This window comes from Streptomyces sp. NPDC096136 (assembly GCF_044763325.1).
Taxonomy (GTDB): Bacteria; Actinomycetota; Actinomycetes; order Streptomycetales; family Streptomycetaceae; genus Streptomyces.
The window spans coordinates 76,281-98,750 of record NZ_JBIWFZ010000025.1; the positions used below are offsets into that span (position 1 = coordinate 76,281).

General features: G+C 72.1%; 18 protein-coding genes. 14 read left to right on the forward strand and 4 right to left on the reverse strand.

The genetic code is table 11. The features are described from left to right. Positions 1-28: 28 nt before the first annotated feature. A complete protein-coding gene (locus ACIRBY_RS34030; protein WP_403908042.1) occupies positions 29-1,741 on the reverse strand; it encodes a serine/threonine-protein kinase in 1,713 nt (570 codons plus the stop codon). Positions 1,742-2,160: 419 nt separating this feature from the next. On the opposite strand from ACIRBY_RS34030, the gene ACIRBY_RS34035 reads away from it, so the two are divergent. The 5 genes from ACIRBY_RS34035 (at position 2,161) to ACIRBY_RS34055 (ending at position 8,141) form a co-directional block, all read left to right on the forward strand. After that, positions 2,161-3,435 carry a DUF4241 domain-containing protein gene (locus ACIRBY_RS34035; protein ID WP_403908044.1) on the forward strand — a complete coding sequence of 425 codons (1,275 nt, stop codon included), beginning with the start codon at positions 2,161-2,163 and terminating at the stop codon, positions 3,433-3,435. Further along, on the forward strand, positions 3,428-4,624 hold the full coding sequence (locus ACIRBY_RS34040; protein ID WP_403908046.1) for a DUF4241 domain-containing protein: 1,197 nt from the start codon (positions 3,428-3,430) through the stop codon (positions 4,622-4,624). The genes ACIRBY_RS34035 and ACIRBY_RS34040 overlap by 8 nt, the downstream gene beginning before the upstream one ends. Positions 4,625-4,846: 222 nt before the next feature. After that, on the forward strand, positions 4,847-5,668 hold the full coding sequence (locus ACIRBY_RS34045) for a class I SAM-dependent methyltransferase (protein ID WP_403908048.1): 822 nt from the start codon (positions 4,847-4,849) through the stop codon (positions 5,666-5,668). Between the two features lie 194 nt (positions 5,669-5,862). Continuing rightward, entirely contained in the window at positions 5,863-6,942 is a 1,080-nt protein-coding gene (locus ACIRBY_RS34050) for a hypothetical protein (RefSeq protein WP_403908050.1), read from the forward strand. Between the two features lie 245 nt (positions 6,943-7,187). After that, entirely contained in the window at positions 7,188-8,141 is a 954-nt protein-coding gene (locus ACIRBY_RS34055) for a MerR family transcriptional regulator (protein WP_403908052.1), read from the forward strand. A 284-nt stretch (positions 8,142-8,425) separates the two neighbouring features. Here ACIRBY_RS34055 and ACIRBY_RS34060 read toward each other — a convergent pair whose 3' ends face one another. Together ACIRBY_RS34060 and ACIRBY_RS34065 are read right to left on the reverse strand one after the other, a co-directional pair. Next, entirely contained in the window at positions 8,426-9,220 is a 795-nt protein-coding gene (locus tag ACIRBY_RS34060) for a hypothetical protein (protein ID WP_403908054.1), read from the reverse strand. Between the two features lie 490 nt (positions 9,221-9,710). After that, the gene (locus ACIRBY_RS34065) at positions 9,711-9,998 is read right to left on the reverse strand and encodes a hypothetical protein (protein ID WP_403908056.1); all 288 of its coding nucleotides are present in this window, start codon (positions 9,996-9,998) and stop codon (positions 9,711-9,713) included. 342 nt (positions 9,999-10,340) lie between these two features. Between ACIRBY_RS34065 and ACIRBY_RS34070 the strand changes: the two genes are divergently transcribed. From ACIRBY_RS34070 to ACIRBY_RS34105, 8 genes are all read left to right on the forward strand, one after another. Further along, positions 10,341-11,198 carry an ATP-binding cassette domain-containing protein gene (locus tag ACIRBY_RS34070; RefSeq protein WP_403908058.1) on the forward strand — a complete coding sequence of 286 codons (858 nt, stop codon included), beginning with the start codon at positions 10,341-10,343 and terminating at the stop codon, positions 11,196-11,198. Further along, the gene (locus ACIRBY_RS34075; protein WP_403908060.1) at positions 11,195-11,971 is read left to right on the forward strand and encodes an ABC transporter permease subunit; all 777 of its coding nucleotides are present in this window, start codon (positions 11,195-11,197) and stop codon (positions 11,969-11,971) included. Before ACIRBY_RS34070 ends, ACIRBY_RS34075 begins: the two co-directional genes overlap by 4 nt. Before the next feature lie 32 nt (positions 11,972-12,003). Continuing rightward, positions 12,004-13,179: a sensor histidine kinase gene (locus ACIRBY_RS34080; RefSeq protein ID WP_403908062.1), complete on the forward strand. Its 1,176-nt coding sequence runs from the start codon at positions 12,004-12,006 to the stop codon at positions 13,177-13,179. Further along, a complete protein-coding gene (locus ACIRBY_RS34085) occupies positions 13,176-13,841 on the forward strand; it encodes a response regulator (RefSeq protein WP_403908064.1) in 666 nt (221 codons plus the stop codon). The genes ACIRBY_RS34080 and ACIRBY_RS34085 overlap by 4 nt, the downstream gene beginning before the upstream one ends. A gap of 450 nt (positions 13,842-14,291) precedes the next feature. Continuing rightward, positions 14,292-15,629 (forward strand): carotenoid oxygenase family protein, encoded by a 1,338-nt coding sequence (locus ACIRBY_RS34090; protein WP_403908066.1) that lies wholly within the window; start codon positions 14,292-14,294, stop codon positions 15,627-15,629. A gap of 108 nt (positions 15,630-15,737) precedes the next feature. Next, entirely contained in the window at positions 15,738-17,225 is a 1,488-nt protein-coding gene (locus tag ACIRBY_RS34095) for an MFS transporter (RefSeq protein ID WP_403908068.1), read from the forward strand. Between the two features lie 68 nt (positions 17,226-17,293). Then, on the forward strand, positions 17,294-17,731 hold the full coding sequence (locus tag ACIRBY_RS34100) for an ester cyclase (RefSeq protein WP_403908070.1): 438 nt from the start codon (positions 17,294-17,296) through the stop codon (positions 17,729-17,731). Between the two features lie 182 nt (positions 17,732-17,913). Continuing rightward, a complete protein-coding gene (locus tag ACIRBY_RS34105; RefSeq protein ID WP_403908072.1) occupies positions 17,914-19,404 on the forward strand; it encodes an alpha/beta hydrolase in 1,491 nt (496 codons plus the stop codon). 539 nt (positions 19,405-19,943) lie between these two features. Here ACIRBY_RS34105 and ACIRBY_RS34110 read toward each other — a convergent pair. Beyond that, positions 19,944-20,837: an NADP-dependent oxidoreductase gene (locus ACIRBY_RS34110; RefSeq protein WP_403908074.1), complete on the reverse strand. Its 894-nt coding sequence runs from the start codon at positions 20,835-20,837 to the stop codon at positions 19,944-19,946. A 70-nt stretch (positions 20,838-20,907) separates the two neighbouring features. Here ACIRBY_RS34110 and ACIRBY_RS34115 point away from each other — a divergent pair, with 70 nt between their 5' ends. Further along, positions 20,908-21,483 carry a TetR/AcrR family transcriptional regulator gene (locus ACIRBY_RS34115; protein WP_403908076.1) on the forward strand — a complete coding sequence of 192 codons (576 nt, stop codon included), beginning with the start codon at positions 20,908-20,910 and terminating at the stop codon, positions 21,481-21,483. Positions 21,484-22,470 lie beyond the last annotated feature (987 nt).

The following is a 22,470-nucleotide window of genomic DNA, read 5'->3' on the forward strand; positions in this document are numbered from 1 at the left end:
GTGACGGGTCAGCGTTGTCGCACGATACTCAGATCACCTTGAGGCACAAGGTCACGGTTCCGTGGAGGGCCTGGATCGACGGTGTCGTGCACTGACCGGCCTGGCCGGGTCCGAGGACCTTGGTGATCTGCGCGCGGTAGTCCCATGCGCTGGGGAAGTGGGAATCGGCGCAGTCCCAGCCGTCCAGCAGACTGACGGTATCCAGCTTGCCGTCCTTGCCGTTGGCGAGCACGCATTCGCCGACGCGGAATTGACGGTCGACGCACAGGCTGACGCTTGGGGATCCCTTGTGGGTCCACTCCACGCTCCCTCCCCTGGGAGGGCCGGGACACTCGGGGCCGATCGGCCCCACGCGGGTGACTCGGTAGTACGCGTTCCACGCGTCGCAGGGCACCGTCTTGGGAGTGAGGGGTTCGTCGGGCTGGCCGAAGGTGAAGTCACGCGGGTACTCGTCCTCCACGTGGAAGCAGTCGCCCTTCCGTACCGCCGCGAAAGCCGAGCCGACGGTGTCTTCGCTGGGCGTCGGGCTCGGAGTGGGTGTGGGTGTGGGTGTGGGTGTAGGAATGGGACTCGGCGTGGGAGTGGGGCTCGGTGTGGGGGTGGGGCTCGGTGTGGCGGTGGGGCTGGGGGTGGGGCCGCCTGCCGTGACGGCGGCGTGCCGTTCGGAGAGGTTCAGGCCGACGACCGTGGCGGCGAGCAGGCCGAGGACGGCACATACGACGCCGATCCACACGCGTTTCGAGCCCGGCCAGCTCCGGTGGGGGGCCGGTTCACGGGGCGACCCGTCGTCGGGACCGATCGGCGTCGGTTCTTTGCGGGTGCCGGATTCAAAAGCAGGCGAAGGTAACAGGACTGTCGGGGCGTGTGCTTGGCGTTCGGCAATCATCGTCGCGACGGGTGTGGGCCATTTGCCCGTTGTCCGGTGGGGGTTGGTGAGTTCCCTGAGGATGTCCGCCACGGCGGGGCGGTCGCCGGGGTTCTTGGCCAGGCAGCGCTGCACCAGGTCCATGAGGTGGGCCGGCAAGCCGGTCAGATCGGGTTCGTCGTGGACGACGCGGTAGACGATCGCTTCGCCCGAGCCCGTTCCGTACGGGCTGCGGCCGGTGGCGGCGAAGGCAAGGACGAGTCCGAGGGAGAACACGTCGCTGGGCGGGCCGATCTCGTGGCCGCGCGCCTGTTCCGGGGACATGAACGACGGGGTGCCGACCACGGCGCGGGAGAGCGTGAGAGACGTCGCGTCGAGCGCGCGAGTGATGCCGAAGTCGATGACGTGGGGGCCGTCAGCGGCGAGGATCACGTTGGAGGGCTTGAGGTCGCGATGCACGAGGTTGCAGGCGTGGATCGCCCGGAGCCCCTCGGCCAGTCCCGCTCCCAGCAGCGCGGTCCCCTCCGCAGGCAGCGGGCCGTGCGTCTCGACGGCCTGGTGCAGGGACGGGCCGGATATGTAGGCGGTGACCAGCCACGGCGGGTCGGCATCGGGGTCTGCGTCTACCACTTGGGCGGTGTAGAACCCGCCGACCCGGCGGGCCGCCTCGACCTCTACGGCGAACCGGCGGCGAAATTCGGTATCGCCGGCCAGCTCGGGCCGTACCACCTTGACCGCGACCGGACGTCCGCCGGGAGAGCGTCCCAGGAACACCTGCCCCATCCCGCCACCACCCAGCCGCCCCTCCAGCCGGAAATCCCCTACCGCGTGCGGATCACCCGGCCGCAACGGCTCTAGCCAGACCAGCGAGTTCACCGCAGCCTCGTGTTCATGTCCTGGGCGGTACGGTCATGTTCGTCGAGCGAACACATGCCGTAGCCGATCGATTCGTCCACGCCGCGAGTCTACGAACTGCCCCGTTCACGGTACAGATCACTGGGCTTCTGTGGACGGCGCACAAGCGGCGCTTCTTCTACCTTGATGGAGCCGTGGATTCTGCACCGGCCGGCGGCAGGGCCGTTTGGCCGAGCCGCTCTCGCCGCTGCCTGGCAGGCGGAGTCCGGCCACGGGCTGCGCATCGTCGATGCCCCCCTGACCGGTTGGGGTCATGGATCAGATCGTCGGGGAGACCGTCTGGGCAGGGTCGGCCGGCCGTCCGGCCCCGTGGGGCCGCTGTCACAGCCGGCGGCTACCTTGCTCGGGAACATGCAAGGGCGCAGGAGCAGGGAGTGGTCATGGTCGTCGAGGTGGGGTACGCGCAGGCGTGGGACCCGGAGGTCCGCGCGGCCTGGCGCCCCCTGTCCGCCGGGGAGGCCCGGGAGCGGGACGCGGCCGGGTTGCCGTACGTGGTGGTGTACCGGATGGTGGGCCGGGAGGCGCCGCTGGAGGTCCGGCTCGTCTCCTGGCGGGACCACCACGTCGGGCTGTGGGTGTACGACGGCCAGGGCCGCCGTACCCACGACCTGGACCTGAGGCTGCTGGACGACCCGGAGCGGCTGTTCCACCGGTACACCGTCGCCTGGAACTACCCGGGCCCCGAGACGGCGGAGTTCGACCCGAAGTGCCCGCGCGTCATCCTGGACCTGTTTCCGGACGGGAGGGGGCGGAGGGTGGAGGAGCCGCGGGGCTACGCCACCTCGGCGGGCCTGCGGGAGGACGAGCGCTGGACGGACCGGCCCGCCTTCGGTGAGTGGCCGCTGTTCTCGGCGCAGCTCCACGGGTTCACGGAGCCGCCGGTCTTCGAGGCGGCCGACCTTCCGGAGAGCGACGGCGGGGAGGCGCCCGCCTCCTGCTGGCGGCCGCCGCGTCCCGCGCAGCCGGGCCGGATCGGGGAGCTGTTCCGGCCCGGGGCACGGGTCACCGACGGGTACCACCCCGAGCAGACGGTCGTGGAGCCGCACCGGGTCGCCACCGTGCGCGTCCCCAGTGGGCTGCTGGCCGTCTCGGGACTGTTCACCACCCACGAGAACGGGCCGCACATCACGGTCCCCGTCCCGCCCGGGGAGTACGTGCTCGACGAGGCCCGGGTAGCGTTCAGCTACCACTGCGAGTGGAGCGACGCCGAGGTCGAGACCACGGCGCCCACGGCCGTCCGCCTGCTCCTCAGCGAGACCCCTGCCGCGTCCTGGGAGATGGCCCTCGGGGCGGACGACGACCTCCGTATCTTCATCGGGAACCAGATAGCCGGGTTCGACACGGACGGCGCCACCGGCTGCTTCGCCGATGCCGGGTCCTTCGAGTCGCTCCTCTCGCTCTTCGAGCGGGGGCTGATCGACGGGGAGCCGGACCTCGACGGGTACGAGGACCTCACCGACGGGTCGATGTTCATCCACCGCACCTGGGACACGGCCACCGGCGGCGAGTTGATGGCCTTCGCGACGACCGGGGACGGCACCTACCCGGTGTGGCTGGGGCGTTCCGAGGCCGACGAGCTGGTCAGCGTCGTGGTGCTGATCGAGGGGATGCCCGAGATCCTGCCCGGGCGGGAAGGGGACGCCGTCGATGTCTGACACGGTGTACGTGACGTACGAGGAGTCCTGGCACGCGGGGTCCCGCACCGGCGGGCGAGGGCTGTCCCCCGACGAGGCGCGGGCGCGGGACGCGGAGGGGCTGCCGTACGCGGTGGTGTACCGCGCTCTGGGGCGCGAAGTGCCGCTCGGGGTGCGGTCGGTGGCGTGGCGGGCCGGCATCGTTGACACCTGGGCGTTTGACGAGCAGGGCCGCCGGACCGCCGAGGCGGAGCTGCGGATGCGCGACGACGAGCGGCGGCTGCTGCTGCGACGGCTGCTCGTGCGGCGGTACCCGGACGCGGGGACGGCGCAGGACGCGGTGGACTGCCCCCGCACGGCGGTGGAGGTGTCCGCCGACGGCACGGCCCGGATCTCGCACCAGCCCGGGGGCATGCGGGGCGACTCCCTGGAGGCCGAGGTGGAGGTCGCCGACGGGGACCTGTGGGTGGTCCGGCCGGGCTTCGACGACTGGCCGGCGCTGCCCGTGGCGGACGCGCTCCCGGAGTGGGTCGGCGCGCTGCCCGACGCGGAGACGCCCGGCTGGCGGCGGGTGCCGTCCCGGCTGCGCGGGCCCGCCGACTTCGACCGGGTGTTCCGGGCCGGGGCGGAGATCCCCGGGCTGAAGGTCCTCGACCCGGTGCCGTGCGGGACCGTGCGCGTGCCGAGCGGGGTGCTGGCGGTGGCCTGCCCGGACACCGGGGAGGGGCTGTCCGGGATCACGGTGGAGTTGCCGCCGGGCGCGTACCCGGTGGAGGCGGCCTGGGTTGAGGTGGGGGAGGAGCACTGGGGGACGTACGTGGATGTGGTGGCCGTCCGGCTGCTGATCGGCGACGGCCCCGTGGCGGCCTGGGAGATGGCGCTCGGACCGGGTGACGACACGCTCCGGCTCCCGGCCGGCGCGGCCTTCGGCTTCGGCACGGACGCGGCCGCGGGCGCCTTCGGCGACGCCGAGCTGTGGGAGGAGCTGCGGGACCTGCTGGAGCGGGCGAGGCGGCAGGGGTCCCCGGAGCACGACCGGCTCTCCAACTCCGTCGTCGGCATGCATTTGGACGGCGGAAGCCTCGGGGCGGACCTGGCGGTGTTCTGCACGGGCGGCGACGGGGTGTACCCGGTGTGGGTGGGGCGTTCGGCGTCCGGGGAGGTCGTACAGGTGGCCGTACGGACGGCCTTGCTCGATCTCGAAGGCTGACGCTGTCGTGCCAAGTGCGGCAGCGGTGCGGGGCGGGCCGGCGTCTTGGGGGCGAAGCATCACCACGGCCTCCACGGTCATGAAAGCCGTGCCCACCAGCGAGCAGCAGGCGGACTTGACCACGACGGCTGAGTAGAACTCGGCTGGCCTCCCGGCGAGCGAGCGCAGCGGTGGGAAAGTGGAGGGGTGAAGCCTTCGCCCGGTGGGTTGTTTGCCTCGACCGTGCCGTACTACGCCAGGTTCCGGCCCGCGTACGATCCCCGCCTGTTCGCCCTCCTCGCCCGGCGTTTCACCCTGGACGGCTCCCAGCGGGTGCTGGATCTGGGCGCGGGCAGCGGAGCTCTCACCCTGCCGCTGGCTCCCCTTCTGCGGGAGGTGATCGCCGTCGACCCGGAACCTGCCATGATCGCCGAGGGCCGCCGGCTCGCCGCCCGGGCAGGGGTGGGCGGCATCGACTGGCGACTTGGCAGTTCCGACATGCTGCTTGCGATGAACGTGGGTCCGGTCCTCCTGACGGTGATGGGCGCCTCCTTCCACTGGACCGACCGGGAACGGCTGCTGCGCGACCTGGACACCCTGATCGAACCCGGGGGCGCGGTGGTCCTGGCGACCTGCGGCGCCCGGCACGACGACCTCGAACCGCCGCCCTGGCTGCCCGTGGTCGAGGAGGTCCGCCGCCGCCACCTGGACCCCGAACGTCCGCGGGGTTCCGGGCCGGCCCGATATCCCGAGGTGCGTCACCAGGAAGTCCTGCTCCGCTCGCCGTTCTCCCGGATCGAGGAGGTGCACTGGGACCGGACGGTCCGCCGTGGCCTGGACGAGGTCGTGGGTCTCCAGCTCTCCTACAGCTTCACCAGCCCGGCCGCACTCGGCTCCGGCCGCACGGCCTTCGAGCGGGACCTCCGCCAAGCCCTGCACGCCTTCGCTCCCGGCGGCGGCCCCTTCGACGAACGTGTCCGCACAGAGGCCCTCATCGCCGTCCGGCCCCCGGGGCGAGATCGGCCACCCCCCGCCGATGAGCGCCCCGAGAGCGCCGGGACCTGATCACGTACCTGTACCCGGTGGTTGGCGAGGAGTCTGCTCACCCCTTGGCCCGCACGGCTCCGCCAGCCACTGGGCCCCCGCGTACCGACCCTGGAACGGCCCCTGGGCCGGCGCTCGCGGAGGGCCGTGTACCGGTGCGGATGCGGGGGAAGCATTACCGGCCGGTCGAGCATTTTTCGCAGCGGGGGGAAGCGATGGACGCAGCGGCATTAGCGGCGTGGGTGACATCGGTGATCACCGGGATCGCCACCGGCGTCGGCAGCGGTCTTGGAACCGTTGCCTCCGACCGGATCAGCCGGGTCGCTCGGGAACGGCTCGGTGCGGATGAGGAGAGCCGTCGGGTGCTGGAGCGCTTCGACGGTGACCCGGCCGCGCCCGGCGCGGAGGACGACCTGAGGGCCCGGCTGCTGGCCATGATCGAGCAGGACCCCGAGTTCGCCGCCCGCCTTCGCACCACTGCGGGACTGCCGTCCGGGCCGCCCGGATCAATCCACCAGCATGTCCACGCCGGCCGTGACATGAAGAACAATGTGATCGCGATCGGGCCGGTGAGCATCCGCAAGACGCCCGGGACGATCACTGCGCTGGTTGTCGTGGCGGTGCTCGTTCTGGGCTTCGCCATCAACGGCGTCGTCAGTCTCGTCGACAGCGACAACAGCCCTGCCAGCGGCGTGCCGTGGGGGGTGGGGGCCGCCCCCGGGTCGGATGGGGACGGTGTAGACCCTGGGGCGGGCGGCGGCCAGAACAAGGCCGCGGCCGTGCGGGACGTCGCGCTGGCGAAGGCCATCGCACCGGACCTGCAGTCCATGCCTTCCGGCTGGGGCCTGAAAGAAGGACCTGTCATCAGCGACGCCTGCACGTCTGACTGCCAGGGAGGGCTGTATACGGGCGGGGTGGGAATGGCCGACTCCTCGGGCGACACCCAGGTCGCGTTCAACTACCGGACCTTCGACACGGTCGAGAACGCGAAAGCCGCCTACCAGCGCTACGTCGACAACGCCGGAGGGACGGTCAACGAATCCCGGGCCGCGATGTCTCTGGCACAGGTCGGCGACAGCAGCATCGCCTACTCCTCACGCCAGTACACCGGTTCCGAGTACCTGTACAAAGGCTTCGTCTACCTGCGCGTAGGTACCGTCTACGGGCAGGTCGTGTACAACACCGGCTACAAGGACCTCGACACACAGAAGCTGGCCACCTTCGCCCGCCTGCTGGTCGACCGCGCGCAGCAGGCCCAGAACGGCCAGATGCCGTCGGCGCGGGCCACTCGTTGATCCTGGCCGGAGCCGGAGTGCCCGGTGCTCGGGGTTCCCCGACGGCACCAGCCGCTGGGCGCTGGCGCCGCGTTCATCGCGCCGACCGCCGACCGCCGACCGCCGACCGCCCGGCCGGGAGCTGGGCGAGCTCCTCGACGCCGACGGGTTCGAGTCCCACGTCACCGGCGAGCACCCGCTGCCGCTGCCCCGGCGGATCCGGCCCGGTTTGAGTCTCCCCCGGGGGGAGACGCCAAGCTGGGGCCATGGACAGCGACGTGCTCTTCTCCATCGGAGAACTATCCCGCCGGACCGGCCTGACGGTGAAGACCATCCGGTTCTACTCCGACCAGGGCATCGTCCCGCCGACCGACCGGAGCCCGGCGGGGTACCGGCTCTACGACCCCGACGCACTCGCACGCCTGGCCCTCGTCCGCACGCTGCGTGACCTCGGGCTGGACCTGGCAACCGTGCGCAAGGTACTGGACCGGGAGGCGTCCATACCGGAGGTCACGGAAGCGCACGCCAGGGCACTGGACGTACAGATCCGGACCCTCCGCCTGCGCCGGGCAGTGCTCCGGGCAGTCGCCAGACGCGGACCCACCACCATGGAGATGGACTTGATGCACCGACTCGCCACGCTCTCCCGGACCGAACGGCACCGGCTGGTGTCCGACTTCATCGACGAGGCCTTCGAGGGGCTCGATGCCAACCCCGAGTTCGTGGCCCTGATGCGGTCCGCCATGCCCGAACTCCCTGACGATCCCACGCCCGAGCAGGTCGAGGCGTGGGTGGAGCTCGCCGGACTCTGCCAGGACGCGGACTTCCGTTCCGCGCTCCGCCGCCTCGCACGGGACCAGGCACAGGAGCCCGCCGGGGAGGACGTCGTCGCCGTGCAGGACTCCATCGACCGGGCGATACGCGAACGCGTCGGCGAAGCCGCAGCCGTCGGTCTCCTGCCGGCCCCCGCCACCGGTGTGTCCCCGGCCGACGCGCTGGGCGGCCTCTACGCCGACGCGTTCAGGCGGGCGGACGCGGGTGATCTGCGCCGCTGGCTCCTGGCCCGGCTGCGGTCCACCGCGGACCCGGACGCCGAGCGCTACTGGCGGCTGCTGGCCACGGTCAACGGCTGGCCCGCGTCGGCGGCCCTCGCACCGGTCCACCCCTGGTTCACCGAGGTCTCCGCCGGGAGTGGTGCCGGCACGACGGCGGAAGCTTGAAGCGATGAGGACGCGGGACCTGCGGTTCGCTCTGGACGTGGACGTGGAGGGGCTGGCCTGGCTGAGGGCATTGGTGGCGACGGCGGTGGACGGCCGCAGGGCCCGGATCACCGGTGCGCACATGGCGGACGGTCCGCAAGACGGTGATCGCGGCCATGTGCCCGGTGGGCACAACCCCTCATACTACCGGGGGTGTACCGGAACGAGAAGGTGGGCGGGTGTGTGCCCGCCGTCCACCGGCCCGGCGCGCGCGAGGAAGTCGAACTCTTCACGGGCCCGCCGGGTCAGCAGGCGATGGTGGCCCAGGAGTGGCCGGGGAAGGTTCGCGAGCCCGCTTGGCCGCTTGCCAGCACGTCGAGTTCGGCGCCGGTGGTCGGAGCGAGGATCGCGAACGACAGCGTGGCCTTGCCGTCGGTGTCGAACACGCCGGATGCTCCCGAGGTGTAGGCCTTCTGACCGACGATCCAGTAGTCGGCCCAGACCGACCGGGCCGCGTACGGCGAGGGCCCGTAGGACGGACCGTGTGCGACGTTCACCGTCACGACGTCCTCGCGGACGTAGGCGTGCCTGCCGCCGGCGCCGATGTCGACGGTCTCGCAGCGCTGGGAGACGCCGGTCACGGTCACGTAGTCGTTCCACGTCGAAGCGTCGACATAGGTGGGGTTGTCCCAGGTGCAGGGCGCCAGCGGAACGCTCACGAAGTTGCTGTAGTAGACGCCGTGCACCCAGACCTGGTAGATGACGGTCAGCGTCGCGCCCGGCGGCGGGTTGGACACCGAGAAGTTGAACGTGGCGTTCTTCCTAGCGGCGTCGAACGTGCCGTTGGCCGTGCCGGTCCTGGTGCTGCCGCTGATGGTGTAGGAGGCGGTGATGGTGGATTCGGCCGGGGGGTAGCCGACGGTCTCGAGGTTGAGGGTGATCCGGTCGACGGGTATCGCGGTCGTCATGGGACCGCTGCCACTGTTCTGTATGGCGCAGTGCTGGTCCACGTTGGGCGCGAACGGTCCGCCCGGGTCGGCGGTGGCGGCTGACGCCCCGGCGGCGGTCAGGCAGATCAGCACGACGAGAGCGGTGGTCACCGCTCTCCACGATCTCCAGGTCTTCCAGGTTCCTCGGGTCTTTCGGGCCATCGCGAGTGCCCCCCAGGTCGTTGGTGCCGGACGGTGCTCTCCACTTGCGGCGGCAGAGACGCCCGTACGGCACCTGCGGTTCCTGCTCCTTCCGGTCCTCGCCTGCGCCCGCGCCGTCAGCCCCGATCTGGACGATCTCGACCTGTGAGCCGCGGGTGTCGGCGAAGCAGATGGCCTCCACGCCGCGCTCGCCGGTGATTCGCCGAAGACGTCAGGATCGGACGCCGCACCGTTCCGACTGCCTTCGGCGAGACGCCCGCCCGTCCGTTGCCGGCGGCGGGGTCCGTCGCCCCGCCGGTGGTTGGTCTGCCTGATGCTCCTCGCCCGGCATGGGTCAACCGCCCAGGGCTGGGCCTTCGGGACGCCGGTGCAGGGGGGTGTGGTCCGGCTGGGCCCGGCGGGCTCCTGTGTGTGGTGCCCGCCGGGGGGGCGGGCCGGGTCAGCCGCCCGACTTGATGAGGTTGTCGATCAGCGCCTTCAGCAACCTGGCTTCGGAGCGGGTGCGTTCGGCGTCCGCGTGCATCCCGAGCTGTTCCAGACGTACGACCTTGTCGTACAGGTACTCCAAGTGGTGGAGGAGCGCGGGTATGTCGTGGCGGGGGGTTGCGGCGGCTGTGGCGGTGGGGCCGGCCTGCCGGGTGGGGGCGGCCTGTGCGGGTGCTGCCGCGAGCAGGGCACCGCCGGTCAGGGCGGCGGTCAGCGTGATGGCGGCAAGACGATGACGCATGGGGGGTGACTCCTTGTCTTCTTGTTTCGTGCCGTGGCGTCCGACGGCGAACCGGGCGAGGCTGCCGAGGAGCGCGTTCATCGGCCTCCCCCTCGCCGGGCGTTGAGCCGGGCCATTCAGTTCGACCGCCGTATCGTCACCCGGCGACGTCCCCGTCCACGTTGGTCTTTCAGCTCGTTGCGGTCACCCGAAAGTCGTACCCGGCCTGCCCGGTCGTCCGATGCCCCGCCCCGGCTTCCTGCGGAGTGTGGAGGCTGTTCGTCCAATGGGGGCGGGCCGGTGGAAGGGAAGGGCATGCTTCGGGTGCAGGGGTTGCGGAAGAGGTACGGCGACAGGCTTGCCGTGGACGGTCTCTCGTTCACGGTGCGGCCGGGGGTGGTCACGGGCCTCCTCGGCCCGAACGGCGCCGGCAAATCGACCACGATGCGTCTGATGCTCGGGCTGGACACGGGGGAGGGGAGCACCACCTTCGACGGTGTGCGGTACGCGGAGCTCGGATCCCCCGCCGGGACGGTCGGCTCGCTGCTGGACGCGGGCGCCGTGCACCCGGCCCGCAGTACCCACCACCACCTGCGGATGGTCGCCGCCGGCGCGGGCCTGCCGGATCGGCGGGTACGGGACGTGCTGTCCCTGGTGGGCCTCGACGGCGTACGCCACTGCCGCACCGGTCGTCTCAGCCTGGGCATGCGGCAACGGCTGGGGCTGGCCACGGCGCTCCTGGGGGATCCGGAGTACCTGATCCTGGACGAGCCGGCCAACGGTCTCGATCCGGAAGGCGTGCGCTGGATGCGCCGCTTGCTCGTCGGGCTCGCCGAGGAGGGGCGGGTCGTGCTCGTCTCCTCACACCTGCTGTCGGAGATGGTCACGCTGGCAGGGGACCTGGTGGTGATCGGGCGGGGCCGGCTGATCGCCGCGCAGCCGGTCGAGGAGTTCGTCGCCGCCCACTCCCGCTCCGAGGTGGTCGTGCGCACCGATCGGTCGGATGAACTGGCCGCCCTGCTGCGTCAGGAGGGCGCGCAGGCATGGGCGGACGAGTCGGACAGCCTGATCGTGACCGGTGTCGACGCCGAGTGCGTCGGCGCGGTCGCCGCCCGACACCAGCTGGTGGTACGGGAGTTGTGTACGCGGCGCAGCAGTCTGGAGGACGCCTTCCTCGCAGCCACGGCCGAGCGGACCCGGTTCCGGGGGACAGCCGCATGACGGGCCGGAGCGTGCCCGGCCGGGACGCGGCCGCGCTGCCGGTTGCCGCGGCCGGCCGGGGCGTCGCGATCGGCCGGGCGCTGGCCCATGAGTGGTTCGCCCTGCGGTCGCTGCGCATGCCCTGGGTGTTGTGCGGCTCGGCGGTGGCGGCACAGGTGCTGGTCGACCTGGCGGTGTGCCGGGACGGGACGTCCGGTCTGCGGCAGTTCGCCGCCGGCATGGCGGGTGTGACCCTCGTCGGGTTCGTGTTCCTGGCCGCGCTCGGCGTGGGCGTCCTGGGCGGAGAGTACCGACACCGCACCATCACCCGGACCGTCCTCACCCTGGGTGACCGCCGCGGGATCCTGCTGGCGAAGGCGGTGCTGACCGGCGCGGTCACGGCGTGCGTCGCCACGGTCATGGTGCTGGTGAACGCGCTGAGCGTGCCGGTGCTCGGGAAGACCTCGCTCCCCGTGACCGAAGCGGTCGCGATGGGGGGCTCCGCGGTCCTCTACGCGGCGCTGTGCGCACTGGTGGGCCTGGCGCTGGCCGGGATCACCCGGAACTCGACGCTGTCGATCGCCCTGGTGGTCCTCTGGCCGCTCCTGCTGGAGAACCTGCTGGCCCTGACCACGGGGTTCGGCCGGAGGCTGGCCCCGTTCGGCGCGGCCGCCGCGCAGGCCCGGGCAGGCGATGCAAGCGGACCGCAGTGGCTGCTGATGCTGCCGCTTGCCGTCCTCACCGCGGCGCTGCTGACCGCTGCCGGCGTCCTGTTCTGCCGCCGGGACGTGTGACGGCCCGGCGCGTCCGGCTAGGATCCGGTCCGGTGAAGATCTTCGTCGCCCGACCGGACCGCCCTTGGCTGCCCTGGTGGGAGAACCGGCCCGCGTATCTCGCCCTCGACGTCATGGTGGCGGCCGGATGCGCGGTGCCGGCCCTGGCCGCCGGAGGCAGCCCCTGGAGGCTGCTGGCCTTCTTCGCCGCTCTGCCCACCCTTCTGGTACGCCGCCGCTTCCCGTGGCTGCCCCTGGTGGCGATGCCGCTGTTCTGCTGGAGCTGGGGAGCTTTCCCGGCCATGGTGGTGTGCTACACGGTGGCCCGGCAGTGGGGATGGCGCTGGCGCACCCTGATGGCCTTCCTCCTCACCGTGGTCGGCACTGTGATCGTCGCCTGGCATCCGACGCCGGAGGACGTCGACCTGGACCAACTCTTCTTCCCCATGGCCGGGTTGGCCCTCCCCGCCCTGGGTGGACTGTGGATGCGCCAGCGGCATGCGTTGCTGGCCACGTTGCGTGAACGCACCCTGCAGGCAGAACGGGAGCGGGACCTGCTCGCCGAGCGGGCGGTCGCCGCCGAGCGCCGGCGCATAGCCCGGGAGATGCACGACGTGGTCGCCCACCGCGTCAGCACCATAGCCCTGCAGGCGGGTGCCCTGAGCGTGACCGCCCCGGACGAGCGCACGATCGAGACCGCCGAGGTCATCCGCCGCGCCAGCGCCCAAGCCCTGACGGAACTGCGCGAGATCCTGAACGTCCTGCGCCACGACCAGCAGGAGCCGTCGGAGGGTGTGCGCGGGGTGCAGTCGGACGGCTCGGTACAAGCGGACGTGTCCGCGCTGGTGCGCGACTGCGTCGCCGCCGGCGGCAACATCCACCTGCACACGGCCGCGGAACTCCCCGTGGTCACCGGGGCCGTGCGCCGTGCCGTCCACCGGGTGGCCCAGGAAGCCCTCACCAACGCCGCCAAACACGCCCCGCACGCCCGCGTGGACATCCGGCTCGCCGACGAGCAGGGCGAGTTGCAGCTCACCGTGACCAACCGGCGCGGCGGCAGGCGCCCGGCCGGTCAGGCCGTACCCGGATCCGGGTACGGCCTGCTCGGCATGCGCGAACGCGTCACACTCGTCCAGGGCACCCTCCATACCGGCCCGACCCCGGAGGGCGGTTACCGTGTGCACGCAGCCTTCCCCCTCGTGTCCACCGTCGCCAAGGAGCCCGCGTGATCGACGACCAGCCCGGCCCTTCGGTGAAGGTGGTCCTGCTGGACGACGAGGAACTCGTCCGCAGCGGCGTACGGATGATCCTCGACGCCGACCCGCGGATCGAAGTGGTCGCCGAAGGCGGCGACGGGGACTCCGCCGTGGACCTGGTCGCCCGGTACCGTCCGCACGTGGTGCTCACCGACATCCAGATGCCCCGCGTCGACGGCCTGGAAGTCACCAGACGACTGCTCGCCACTCCCGCCCCGCCCGCCGTCGGGGTGCTCACCACCTTCGATCTCGACGAGTACGTCCACGCCGCGCTGCGCGCGGGCGCGGCGGGCTTCCTGCTCAAGGACACCCCGCCCCGGGAACTGGCCCGCGCCGTGCACGTCCTGGCCCGCGGCGAGGCGATGCTGTCGCCGCGCATCACCAAGCGCCTGCTCAGCACCTTTGCCGGCAACGACGCGGCGGACGCGGCCCGGCGCCGGCTGACCGTCCTCACCGACCGGGAGCGCGAGGTCGCCGCTGCGGTCGCGCGGGGCCTGAGCAACGCCGAGATCGCCGCCGACCTGCACCTGAGCGAGTCGACGGTGAAGGTCCACATCGGACGGATCATGACCAAGCTGGAGGCGGCGAACCGCACGCAGGTCGCCATCATCGCCCACGACGCCCAGCTCGCCTGACCCGACGCGGCCGGGCAGGAGCGGACGGCCGCCGCACCGCTGTCTTCCGTTCGACCGGTCCGGCACCTCGGCAACCACGCCCTCGCGCCATCCCGTCACCCGCCCCGCAGCACGACCTGGTTCGAGACCACGTCCCCCTCCGCGCCGCGCCGTCCCGGCTGCTCGCGCCACGGCGTCGCCCAGGCCGCCCCGCGCCAGCGCAGCACAGCGCTTTCGGCCTCGACGCCGACAGGCCCGGTACGACTTTCGGGTAACCCGCCACGAGCGGAAAGGCGGACGTGCCCGACGTCAACTCCGGACGACGCTATGGGTGTTCGAACGGAACAGGCCGACACGCCGCCCACCCCGTCGACTGTCCGAGACCGGGCAGGCGTGAGCGGCCCGTCCTTTCCGGCCCTGCCCCTCCGGGCGCTCTCGGCCTCTCGGCCTTCTCGACCAGGAAAGACGACCATGACTCTCAGCAAGCCCTACGTCAGCGACCACTTCTCTCCCGTCACCGACGAGATCACCGGCCGCGAACTGCGGGTGCGGGGCACCCTCCCGCCCGAGCTGAACGGCCGCTACTTCCGCAACGGCCACAACCCCAAGCCGGGCGTCACCCCCACCCACTGGTTCCGGGGCGAGGGCATGCTGCACGGCATTCGCCTCAAGGACGGCCGGGCCGAGTGGTACCGCAACCGCTGGGTGAAGACCCCGTTCCTGGACGGCGTCCCCTTCACCGGGACCGAACTCGACGTCAGCGCCGCGGCCACCAACATCATCTTCCATGGCGGTCGCTACCTGGCACTCCAGGAGGCCAACCTGCCCTGGGAGGTCAGCGCCGACCTCGACACGATCGGCGTGTACGACTTCGGCGGCAAGCTCACGAGCGCGATGACCGCCCACCCCAAGGAGGACCCGCAGACCGGTGAGCTGCACTTCTTCAGCTACAGCCCCTTCCCGCCGCACCTGACCCACTACGTGGCCGACGCTTCCGGCGCCATCGTCAGGTCACAGATCGTCGAAGGCGCCGGCCCGTCGCTCATGCACGATTTCGCCATCACCCGCGAGCACGTCGTCTTCATCGACTCGCCGGTGGTCTTCGACCACGCGGAGCAGTCCGGCATCCCCTACCGCTGGCACGACGACGTCCCTCTGCGCATCGGGGTGCTCCCGCGCGCCGGAGGCCGGACCACCTGGTTCGAGGTGCCCGACCAGGCCGTGCTGCTGCACGTCGCCAACGCCTACACCGACGCACGCGGCCGGATCGTCCTCGAAGCACCGCGCTTCGACCGTTCCGCCTGGGAGAGCTCGTGGAAGTGGTGGGTCGGCGCGCCCGGCTACGGCACCGCCCCCAACGCCGGCTCGACCTTCCACCGCTGGATCATCGACCCCGCCACCGGCACGGTCACCACCGAGTCCCTCAACGACCTGGTCACCGAGTTCCCCGCGATCAACGACGCCCACACCGGTGGCGACTACCGCTACAGCTACGCCATCGCCTTCCCCGGCGCGGGCCTGTCGGGCTACCACACGGCCAAGCTCGACTCACGCACCGGCGAGCAGCTGCTGTTCGCGCACGGCGAGGGCCGGATGCCCGGCGAGGCGGTCTTCGCCCCCGCCGAGGGCGGGGCCGCCGAAGACGACGGCTACCTGCTCACCATCGTCAGCGACGTCAAGGCCGACTGCTCGGAACTCCTCGTCCTGGACGCGGGTGATCTGAGCACCGTAGCCGCCGTCGAACTCCCGCGCAGGGTACCCGCCGGCATCCACGGCCACTGGATCCCCGACACCGAGCTGTCCTCCTGACCGCTCCACCGGACCCTTCTCCCCCCACCCCCCACCCCCCCCAGCAGCCGGGGCCGCAGCATGTCCCACGTGCGGCCCGGCTCCCACACCCCCATGGACCGGACCACCATGAACCACCGATTCTCCCCGGGCGGTCCACCCGCCCGCCGCCCCGCCCACAGCCCCGCCCTCGGCCGTGGTCCCGTGCTGGCGGCGCTGGCAGGCGGCCAGTTCGCCGTCATGCTCGCCACCTCCGTCGTCAACGTGGCGCTCCCTCAGATCCGCAGCGGGGCAGGCCTCTCGGACACCGGAACCACATGGGTGGTCAACGCCTACGGTCTGGCATTCGGGGCCTTGCTCCTGGCGGGCGGCCGGGCCGCCGACCTCCTCGGCCGGCGCCGGGTACTGATCGCGGGCCTGTCCCTGTTCGCCGGGGCCTCACTTGCGGCGGGACTGGCCGCCACCCCGGGCGCGCTGATCGCGGCCCGGGCCGCGCAGGGGGTCGGCGCCGCAGCCGTAGCCCCGGCGGCGCTCGCCCTGGCCATGGAGCAGTTCCCCTCCGGCGCCGGCCGCGGCAAGGCGCTCGGCGTGTGGGGAGCGGTCTCCGGAGCGGGTGGAGCGGGCGGCGTCCTGCTGGGCGGTGTGCTGACCCAGGCGTGGGGCTGGCCCTGGATCTTCCACACCGTCGCACTGGGATCGGGAGTGGTCCTCACCGCCGTGGCCGTTCTCGTGCCGGCCTCGGACGGACGGCGGTCAGGGCGGTTCGACCTGCTGGGCACCACGACCGTCACCCTCGCCCTGACCTGCCTGGTCTGGGCATTGACCACCGCACGCGGTGCCGGCTGGACGGATGCCCGGGTACTCGCCGCCCTCGGCGCCGCCGTCGTACTGCTCGGGGCGTTCGCCGTCATCGAGCTGCGCCGGACCGATGCCCTGATACCGCCGAGGCTCTTCACCACCGGTAGGGTCGCCGCCGGCAACCTGCTGATGGCCCTGCTGGGCTCCGTATGGATCGCCTTGTTCTACTTCCTCCCGCTCTACCAGCAACAGGTGCTCGGATCAGCGCCCTTGGCCACCGGAGCGGGCCAGCTCCCACTCGCCGCCGCGAACATGCTCGGCTCCACCCTCGCGCCGCGCCTGTCCCGCCGATTCGGTGCCACCGCGACCGTGACCGGCGCCCTGCTCGCCGAGGCCGCCGGAATGCTGTGGCTGTCCCGGATCAGCGCCGACGGCAGCTACCTCGCTGACATCCTCGCCCCGAGCGTCCTGGTCGGCCTCGGCCTCGGCGTCGCCTTCGTCCAGCTCACGGCCCTCGCCGTCGAAGGCGTCCCGCCACAGGACGCGGGCCTGGCCGGGGCACTGGTGAACACCACCCGCCAGGTCGGCGGCGCCGTCGGACTCGCCGCCCTCGCAACCCTGGCGGGCTCGGTCACCACACACGCCGCCCTACGCGAACCGCACGTGGAGGCGCTCACCGCCGGTTACCGGACCGCGTTCACCATCTCGGCCGCGGTGCTGGCCTCGACGGCCTTCCTCGCTCTTCTGCTCACCCGCCGCACCGCCCCACGGACCACCGCCGAAACGACCCTCACCCGCTGGGCCCCCGGGTGCGGCTGACGCCGCCCCCCGGGGGGCCGCCCGCCGCACGTCCTGCAAGCAATCCGCATCTCGAAGGAGAATCCACCATGTCCGCTTCCTCCAACGCCCTGCTCGCCGAGCCGTGGAAGGCCCTCTGGAACAACGACCTGTCCTTCACCGACAAGATCATCGCTCCTGACTTCGTCGCGCACGCCGCTCCTCTCACAGGCTCGGGCGACGACACGGTTCACGGCCGTGACGGCCTGAACGGGTGGGTGGCGGGCATCCACACGATCCTGCGTGACCTCAGCTTCGAGATCACCGTCGGCCCGATCGCCGCCGACGACTTCCTGGTGGTCCGCTGGGCGGCCGAAGGCACGTACGCCGGAGGCTTCCCGGGAGCTTCGCAGGACGCCGTGGGCAACCGGGTCCGCTTCACGGGAACCGACACCCTGCTGGTCAAGGACGGCATGCTCGCCGAGTACTGGGCCAACGCCGACAGCCTGCTGTTCGTGCGGCAGCTCGGTGTCCGCGAGCTGTCCTGACCGGCACATCGAAGGGGAGGGTCCGGGCGGACCCTCCCTGATCGCCCCTGAGGGGTCCCTGACCCGACCCGGAACAGCCCCTGACAGGGGCACTACGACGTAGACCGTGCGCCTAACGTGACGATGCCGCCCCGGCCGGGCCCGCACACCTGACACGACCGCTCTCTTCACGAGGAGGATCCATGTCGCCGACAAGGGGCAGATCCGCACTGCCGCGCATCGCCGCGCGGGGCACGGCCATGGTGGCGGGAGCCGCCGTGGCCGTGGTCACCGGCCTCGCCGCCGCTCCCGCAGTCCAAGCGTCGCCGCCGGCCTCCGAGATCCTGCGCTGGGCACCGTGTGGCGACCCGGCGAAGCCCGGAGCCGAGTGCGCCGCTCTGTCGGTGCCCGTCGACTGGGCTCACCCGGACGGGCCGAGACTCGACCTGGCCGTGGCCCGCCGCAAGGCCACCGACCCCGGCGCCCGCGTCGCCTCGATGGTGTTCGGCCCCGGCGGGCCGGGCGACTCGGGTGTGGAGAGGGTGGTGAGCGGCATCGGCCGGTTCAGCCCCGAGGTCCGCCGAAGGTTCGACGTCGTCAGCTTCGACCCGCGCGGCGTGGGCGGCAGCAACCCGGTGACCTGCTCCGGCGACCTGCTCGCCCAGCGGCCGTCACCGCAGCTGAGGAGCCAGGCCGACTTCGACGCCACCATGGCGTACAACAGGCGGCTCCGCGCCGACTGCCGTGCCCGCACCGGCCCGGTGTTCGACCACCTGGACACCGCCCAGACGGTCCGGGACCTGGACGCCCTCCGGGCCGCCCTCGGCGAGCGGAAACTGACCTTCCACGGCAGCTCGTACGGCACGCTGCTCGGCGCGCAGTACGCCGAGACCTACCCGCGCCGCGTGCGCGCGATGGTGCTGGAGAGCGTCATGGACCACAGCGTCGCGACCACCCGAGACTTCCTGCGGTCCGAGGCGGCCACCGCGCAGGATTCGTTCGAGGAGTTCGTGAAGTGGTGCGCCGGCGCCCAGGACTGCGCGCTGCACGGCCGCGACGTCCGCGCCGTCTGGCAGGGCCTGTTGGCCCGGGCCGGGCGCGGCGAGCTGGAGGACCCGGCGAAGCCGGGCACCGCGCTGTCCTCTCCGGACCTGGTCAACAAGATCGCTTTCCGGAAGTTCTACCAGGCCGACCACGCGGGCCTGGCCGCGGCGATCGCGGGGCTGGACGGGAGCAAGCCGCTGCCGGCGTCGCCCACCTCGATCGCGCAGCTCCCTTCGGCCACCCCGCTCTTCTGCTCGGACTGGCACCTGCCGGTGCGCGACTACGAGGAGTACGCCTCGCTCGTCGCCATGATGAACACGGCCGCGCCCGACCTGCCCCACCTCCTGCCGATCCAGATGACGACGGCGTGTCTGGGCGCGCCGACCGCGAACCCGCAGCACCGCCTGGACGCACACGCGGCCCCGCCGATCCTGGTGTCCAGCGCGCTGCACGACCCCGCCACCGGCTACCCGTGGGCGGTTTCGGTGGCCCGGCAGCTCGGCCGCAGCGGTGTGCTCCTCACCTACGAGGGCCACGGCCACGGCAGCGTCACTCGGGGCCCGTGCATGGAGGACGCCGTGAACGCCTACCTCACCGACCTCGCGGTCCCACCACGGGGTACCAGCTGCCCCGCCGTGCCACGGACGTAGTGTCAGCCCCGCACGCGGCATGGCCGAGCTCAACGAGCCGGAGCGCAACGACCGGGACGGCCCGGAACGGCCGGACGATCCGGTCGACGAGTACGAGCGGGTGCCAGGCCCAGCTCGTCAGCGAATCCGTGCTCTTCGGAGCCGGGCTGCGCGGGACCGTACTGACCTGCAGCGTCCATCCCACGGGCACGGACCAAGGGCGATCCCGCGACCCCGTGCCCCTGGGTCGAGGAGGGTGTAGGAGCGGGACAGGCCGAGCGCCTGCCCACCGAGCGCACCCGGCTCCACTCGTCGCGGATGCATGCGGTCTTTGAGGAGGAGGGTGGCGGCCCAGCCGAACAGGGTCTCCACCTTCAGCTCCGGCTCCTTGGCGAGGGGCTGCTCCACGTGGTGCCCGTACAACGGGCGCCGCCGATTCCTCCGGCTGCCGGAACACGTCCTCGTGAGACCACAGGGGATGCCCAGCGCCCGGACGGCGTGGAGGGGTGCTGGCGGCGTCGCGGGCGCCCGGGCGGGGTCTGTGACGGCGATCCCGCTCGTCAGATGACGAGGACCCGGCGCCCCCGGGTGTGGCCGGCGCGGCTGTCGGCATGTGCCGCCGCCGCCTCGGTGAGCGGGTACGACTTCTCCACCGGGATGCGGAGGCTGCCCCGGGAGATGAAGTCGACGGCCTCGGCGAGCGCGTCCGGTACGCTCCCGGCGACGCCGGAGAACCGGACGCCCAGCCGCGGCGCATCGAGGTCGGCGATCGAGATGACCTTGCCCGGGTCGCCGGTCAGGTCGACCAGTTCGCGGATCACCCCCGAGCCGGCCAGGTCCAGGGCCGCGTCGACAGGGCCCAGCTGCCGCACCCGTTCGACCCAGCCCTCGTGGTAGGTCGTGGCCAGGGCGCCCAGGCCACGCAGGTAGTCCTGGTTCGCGGCCCCGGCCGTACCGATCACTGCGATGCCGCGCGCGCGGGCGATCTGCAGGACCGCCGACCCGACGCCGCCGGACGCGCCGCTGACCAGCAGGCTCTGCCCGGGCCGCACGCCGACCTCGCGGAGGATGCGCAGGGCGGTCTCCACCACCGACGGGTACCCGGCCGCCTCCTCGAAGGTCAGGCCCTCGGGCATCCGGGCCCAGGCCGACAGCACGGCGAAGTCGGCGTACGTGTCGGAGCCTTCGCCGAACACGCGGTCGCCGACCTCGACCCCCTCGACGCCCGCGCCGACCTCGTCCACGACACCCGCCGCGTCCAGTCCGACCCCGGCGGGCAGTTCGACCGGATGGGCGCCCAGGACCTGGCCCTCCCGGATCCTCCAGTCGACGGGGTTGACCCCCGCCGCCCGTACGGCGATGCGTATCCGGCCGGGACCCGCGTGCGGCTCCTCGGCTTCCACCAGCTGCAGGACCTCGGGACCGCCGAACTCGGCGAAGCTGATTTTCCTCATGGCGCCGAAGATAAGCCTAACCGTTAGTGTTTCACAACGGTTAGGTATTCATACCTGCTAGTGTCATGGCATGACCGAGCAGTCCGGGCGCCGCGAACGCAAGAAGGCCGCGACCCGTCAGAAGATCGCCGACACCGCGATGCGCCTGTTCCTGGAGCGCGGGTACGACGCCGTGGGCATCCGTGACGTGGCGGCCGAGGCCGACGTGGCCGTCACCACCGTCTTCGCCCACTTCGCCTCGAAGGAGGCCCTGGTCTTCGAACGGGACCAGGACTTCCAGCAGCGCCTCACACGGTCCGTGACCGACCGCGCTCCGCAGGAGCCCCTCATCGCGGCGCTGCACCGCGAGGTCCAGGCTCTGGTACGGCACTGCACAGCGGAGGGCAGTGCGCCCGTCCGACGCATGATCGAGGGATCACCCGCCCTGCAGGAGTACGAGGAGTCGATGAGCCTGCGTCACGCAGAGGCGCTGGCAGGGGCGCTGGCCGCCGATCCCCTCCTGTCCCGGAGCGCGACGGCCTGCAAGGCGACCGCGCGGTTCGCCATCGACGCCTACTCGCTGGCCTGCCGGGCGGACGATCCCGGGGCCACGGTGGACGAGGTCTTCCGGATGATCGAGGCGGCCTGGGAAGCCACGGCGCCCTGAGCCCGGTACGCCACCGGCCTCACTCGGCCCGGGTGACGGATCCCGTACACATCGCGAGGATCAGGGCGGTTCGGAGGGCGGCGGACGGCTGCCTCGGCTTCCGCGTACTGCCGCGAGGTCGGCACCGACGCGCCGAAGGTGGGCCCGTCCGGGGCGGCTTCCCAGGTGCGGGAGCGGATCTGCTGTTCGGCTTCCTGGGTGCGCGTTCCGCCCGCTTCGTCGCCGGCGCGGCGAGCCTCGGCACGCGGTGGAGTTCCCGGTGCAGGGACCCGCGTCCCGAAGGCTGCGCCGCGATCGAGGCATGCCGGTTGCGGCCAACTCGGCCGCTCCACACCGCACCAGTCAGTGCCGGCGGTGCCGGTTGTGGCGTGGCGGTTCGGCGGTCACCAGGAGGACAAGGGCGAGGCCGAGAGGGAGCAGGAGCATCAGCACCACGGTCATGGCCGCCCTCGTGCCCACCCGGGCGCCTTTGACACCGTGTCGGCCGGCAACGCCAGCCTCCAGCGTGACCGCCGGCGGTCGAACGGCACGTCGATGCCGTCGCGGTGCCGAGGGCGCCCGGCGGGGCCTGCCCAGCGGCAGCCGCTCTCCGGCTGCGGCCGTGACCGGCGGTTTCGCGGGGCATCGGCGCACCCACCCGCGGTTTTGTTTTCGGGGAGTGTCCGCTGTTGTCGGCGCGGGTGCACGGGTTTGACGGTGCCGCCGGTCTTCGAGGCGGCCGAGGCCCTCGAGGGCGACGGCAGGGAGGCGCCCGTCTCCTGCTGGCGGTCGCCGCGTCCCGCGCAGCCGGGCCGGATCGGGGAGCTGTTCCGGCCCGGGGCACGGGTCACGGAACGGGAGCCATGGAATGCCTTCCGTGGAGGTGCTTGTTCTTGTACCCCACGAAACGGTGGCGTTCTCACCGGTCGGCTCACCGCTGCCAGCCTCCCAGAGTCACGGGAAGGGATCAGTGCCGCCGGCGAGGTCGCGCCGCCCCAGGGAATCTCC

What these genes read in the sequence shown, in the direction of transcription:
- ACIRBY_RS34105 (WP_403908072.1), top strand. Translation starts at nt 17,914, where the DNA reads ATGTCGCCGACAAGGGGCAGATCCGCACTGCCGCGCATCGCCGCGCGG.
- ACIRBY_RS34055 (WP_403908052.1), top strand. Translation starts at nt 7,188, where the DNA reads ATGGACAGCGACGTGCTCTTCTCCATCGGAGAACTATCCCGCCGGACC.
- ACIRBY_RS34065 (WP_403908056.1), bottom strand. Translation starts at nt 9,998, where the DNA reads ATGCGTCATCGTCTTGCCGCCATCACGCTGACCGCCGCCCTGACCGGC.
- ACIRBY_RS34040 (WP_403908046.1), top strand. Translation starts at nt 3,428, where the DNA reads ATGTCTGACACGGTGTACGTGACGTACGAGGAGTCCTGGCACGCGGGG.
- ACIRBY_RS34110 (WP_403908074.1), bottom strand. Translation starts at nt 20,837, where the DNA reads ATGAGGAAAATCAGCTTCGCCGAGTTCGGCGGTCCCGAGGTCCTGCAG.
- ACIRBY_RS34095 (WP_403908068.1), top strand. Translation starts at nt 15,738, where the DNA reads ATGAACCACCGATTCTCCCCGGGCGGTCCACCCGCCCGCCGCCCCGCC.
- ACIRBY_RS34115 (WP_403908076.1), top strand. Translation starts at nt 20,908, where the DNA reads ATGACCGAGCAGTCCGGGCGCCGCGAACGCAAGAAGGCCGCGACCCGT.
- ACIRBY_RS34090 (WP_403908066.1), top strand. Translation starts at nt 14,292, where the DNA reads ATGACTCTCAGCAAGCCCTACGTCAGCGACCACTTCTCTCCCGTCACC.
- ACIRBY_RS34100 (WP_403908070.1), top strand. Translation starts at nt 17,294, where the DNA reads ATGTCCGCTTCCTCCAACGCCCTGCTCGCCGAGCCGTGGAAGGCCCTC.
- ACIRBY_RS34035 (WP_403908044.1), top strand. Translation starts at nt 2,161, where the DNA reads ATGGTCGTCGAGGTGGGGTACGCGCAGGCGTGGGACCCGGAGGTCCGC.
- ACIRBY_RS34075 (WP_403908060.1), top strand. Translation starts at nt 11,195, where the DNA reads ATGACGGGCCGGAGCGTGCCCGGCCGGGACGCGGCCGCGCTGCCGGTT.
- ACIRBY_RS34050 (WP_403908050.1), top strand. Translation starts at nt 5,863, where the DNA reads ATGGACGCAGCGGCATTAGCGGCGTGGGTGACATCGGTGATCACCGGG.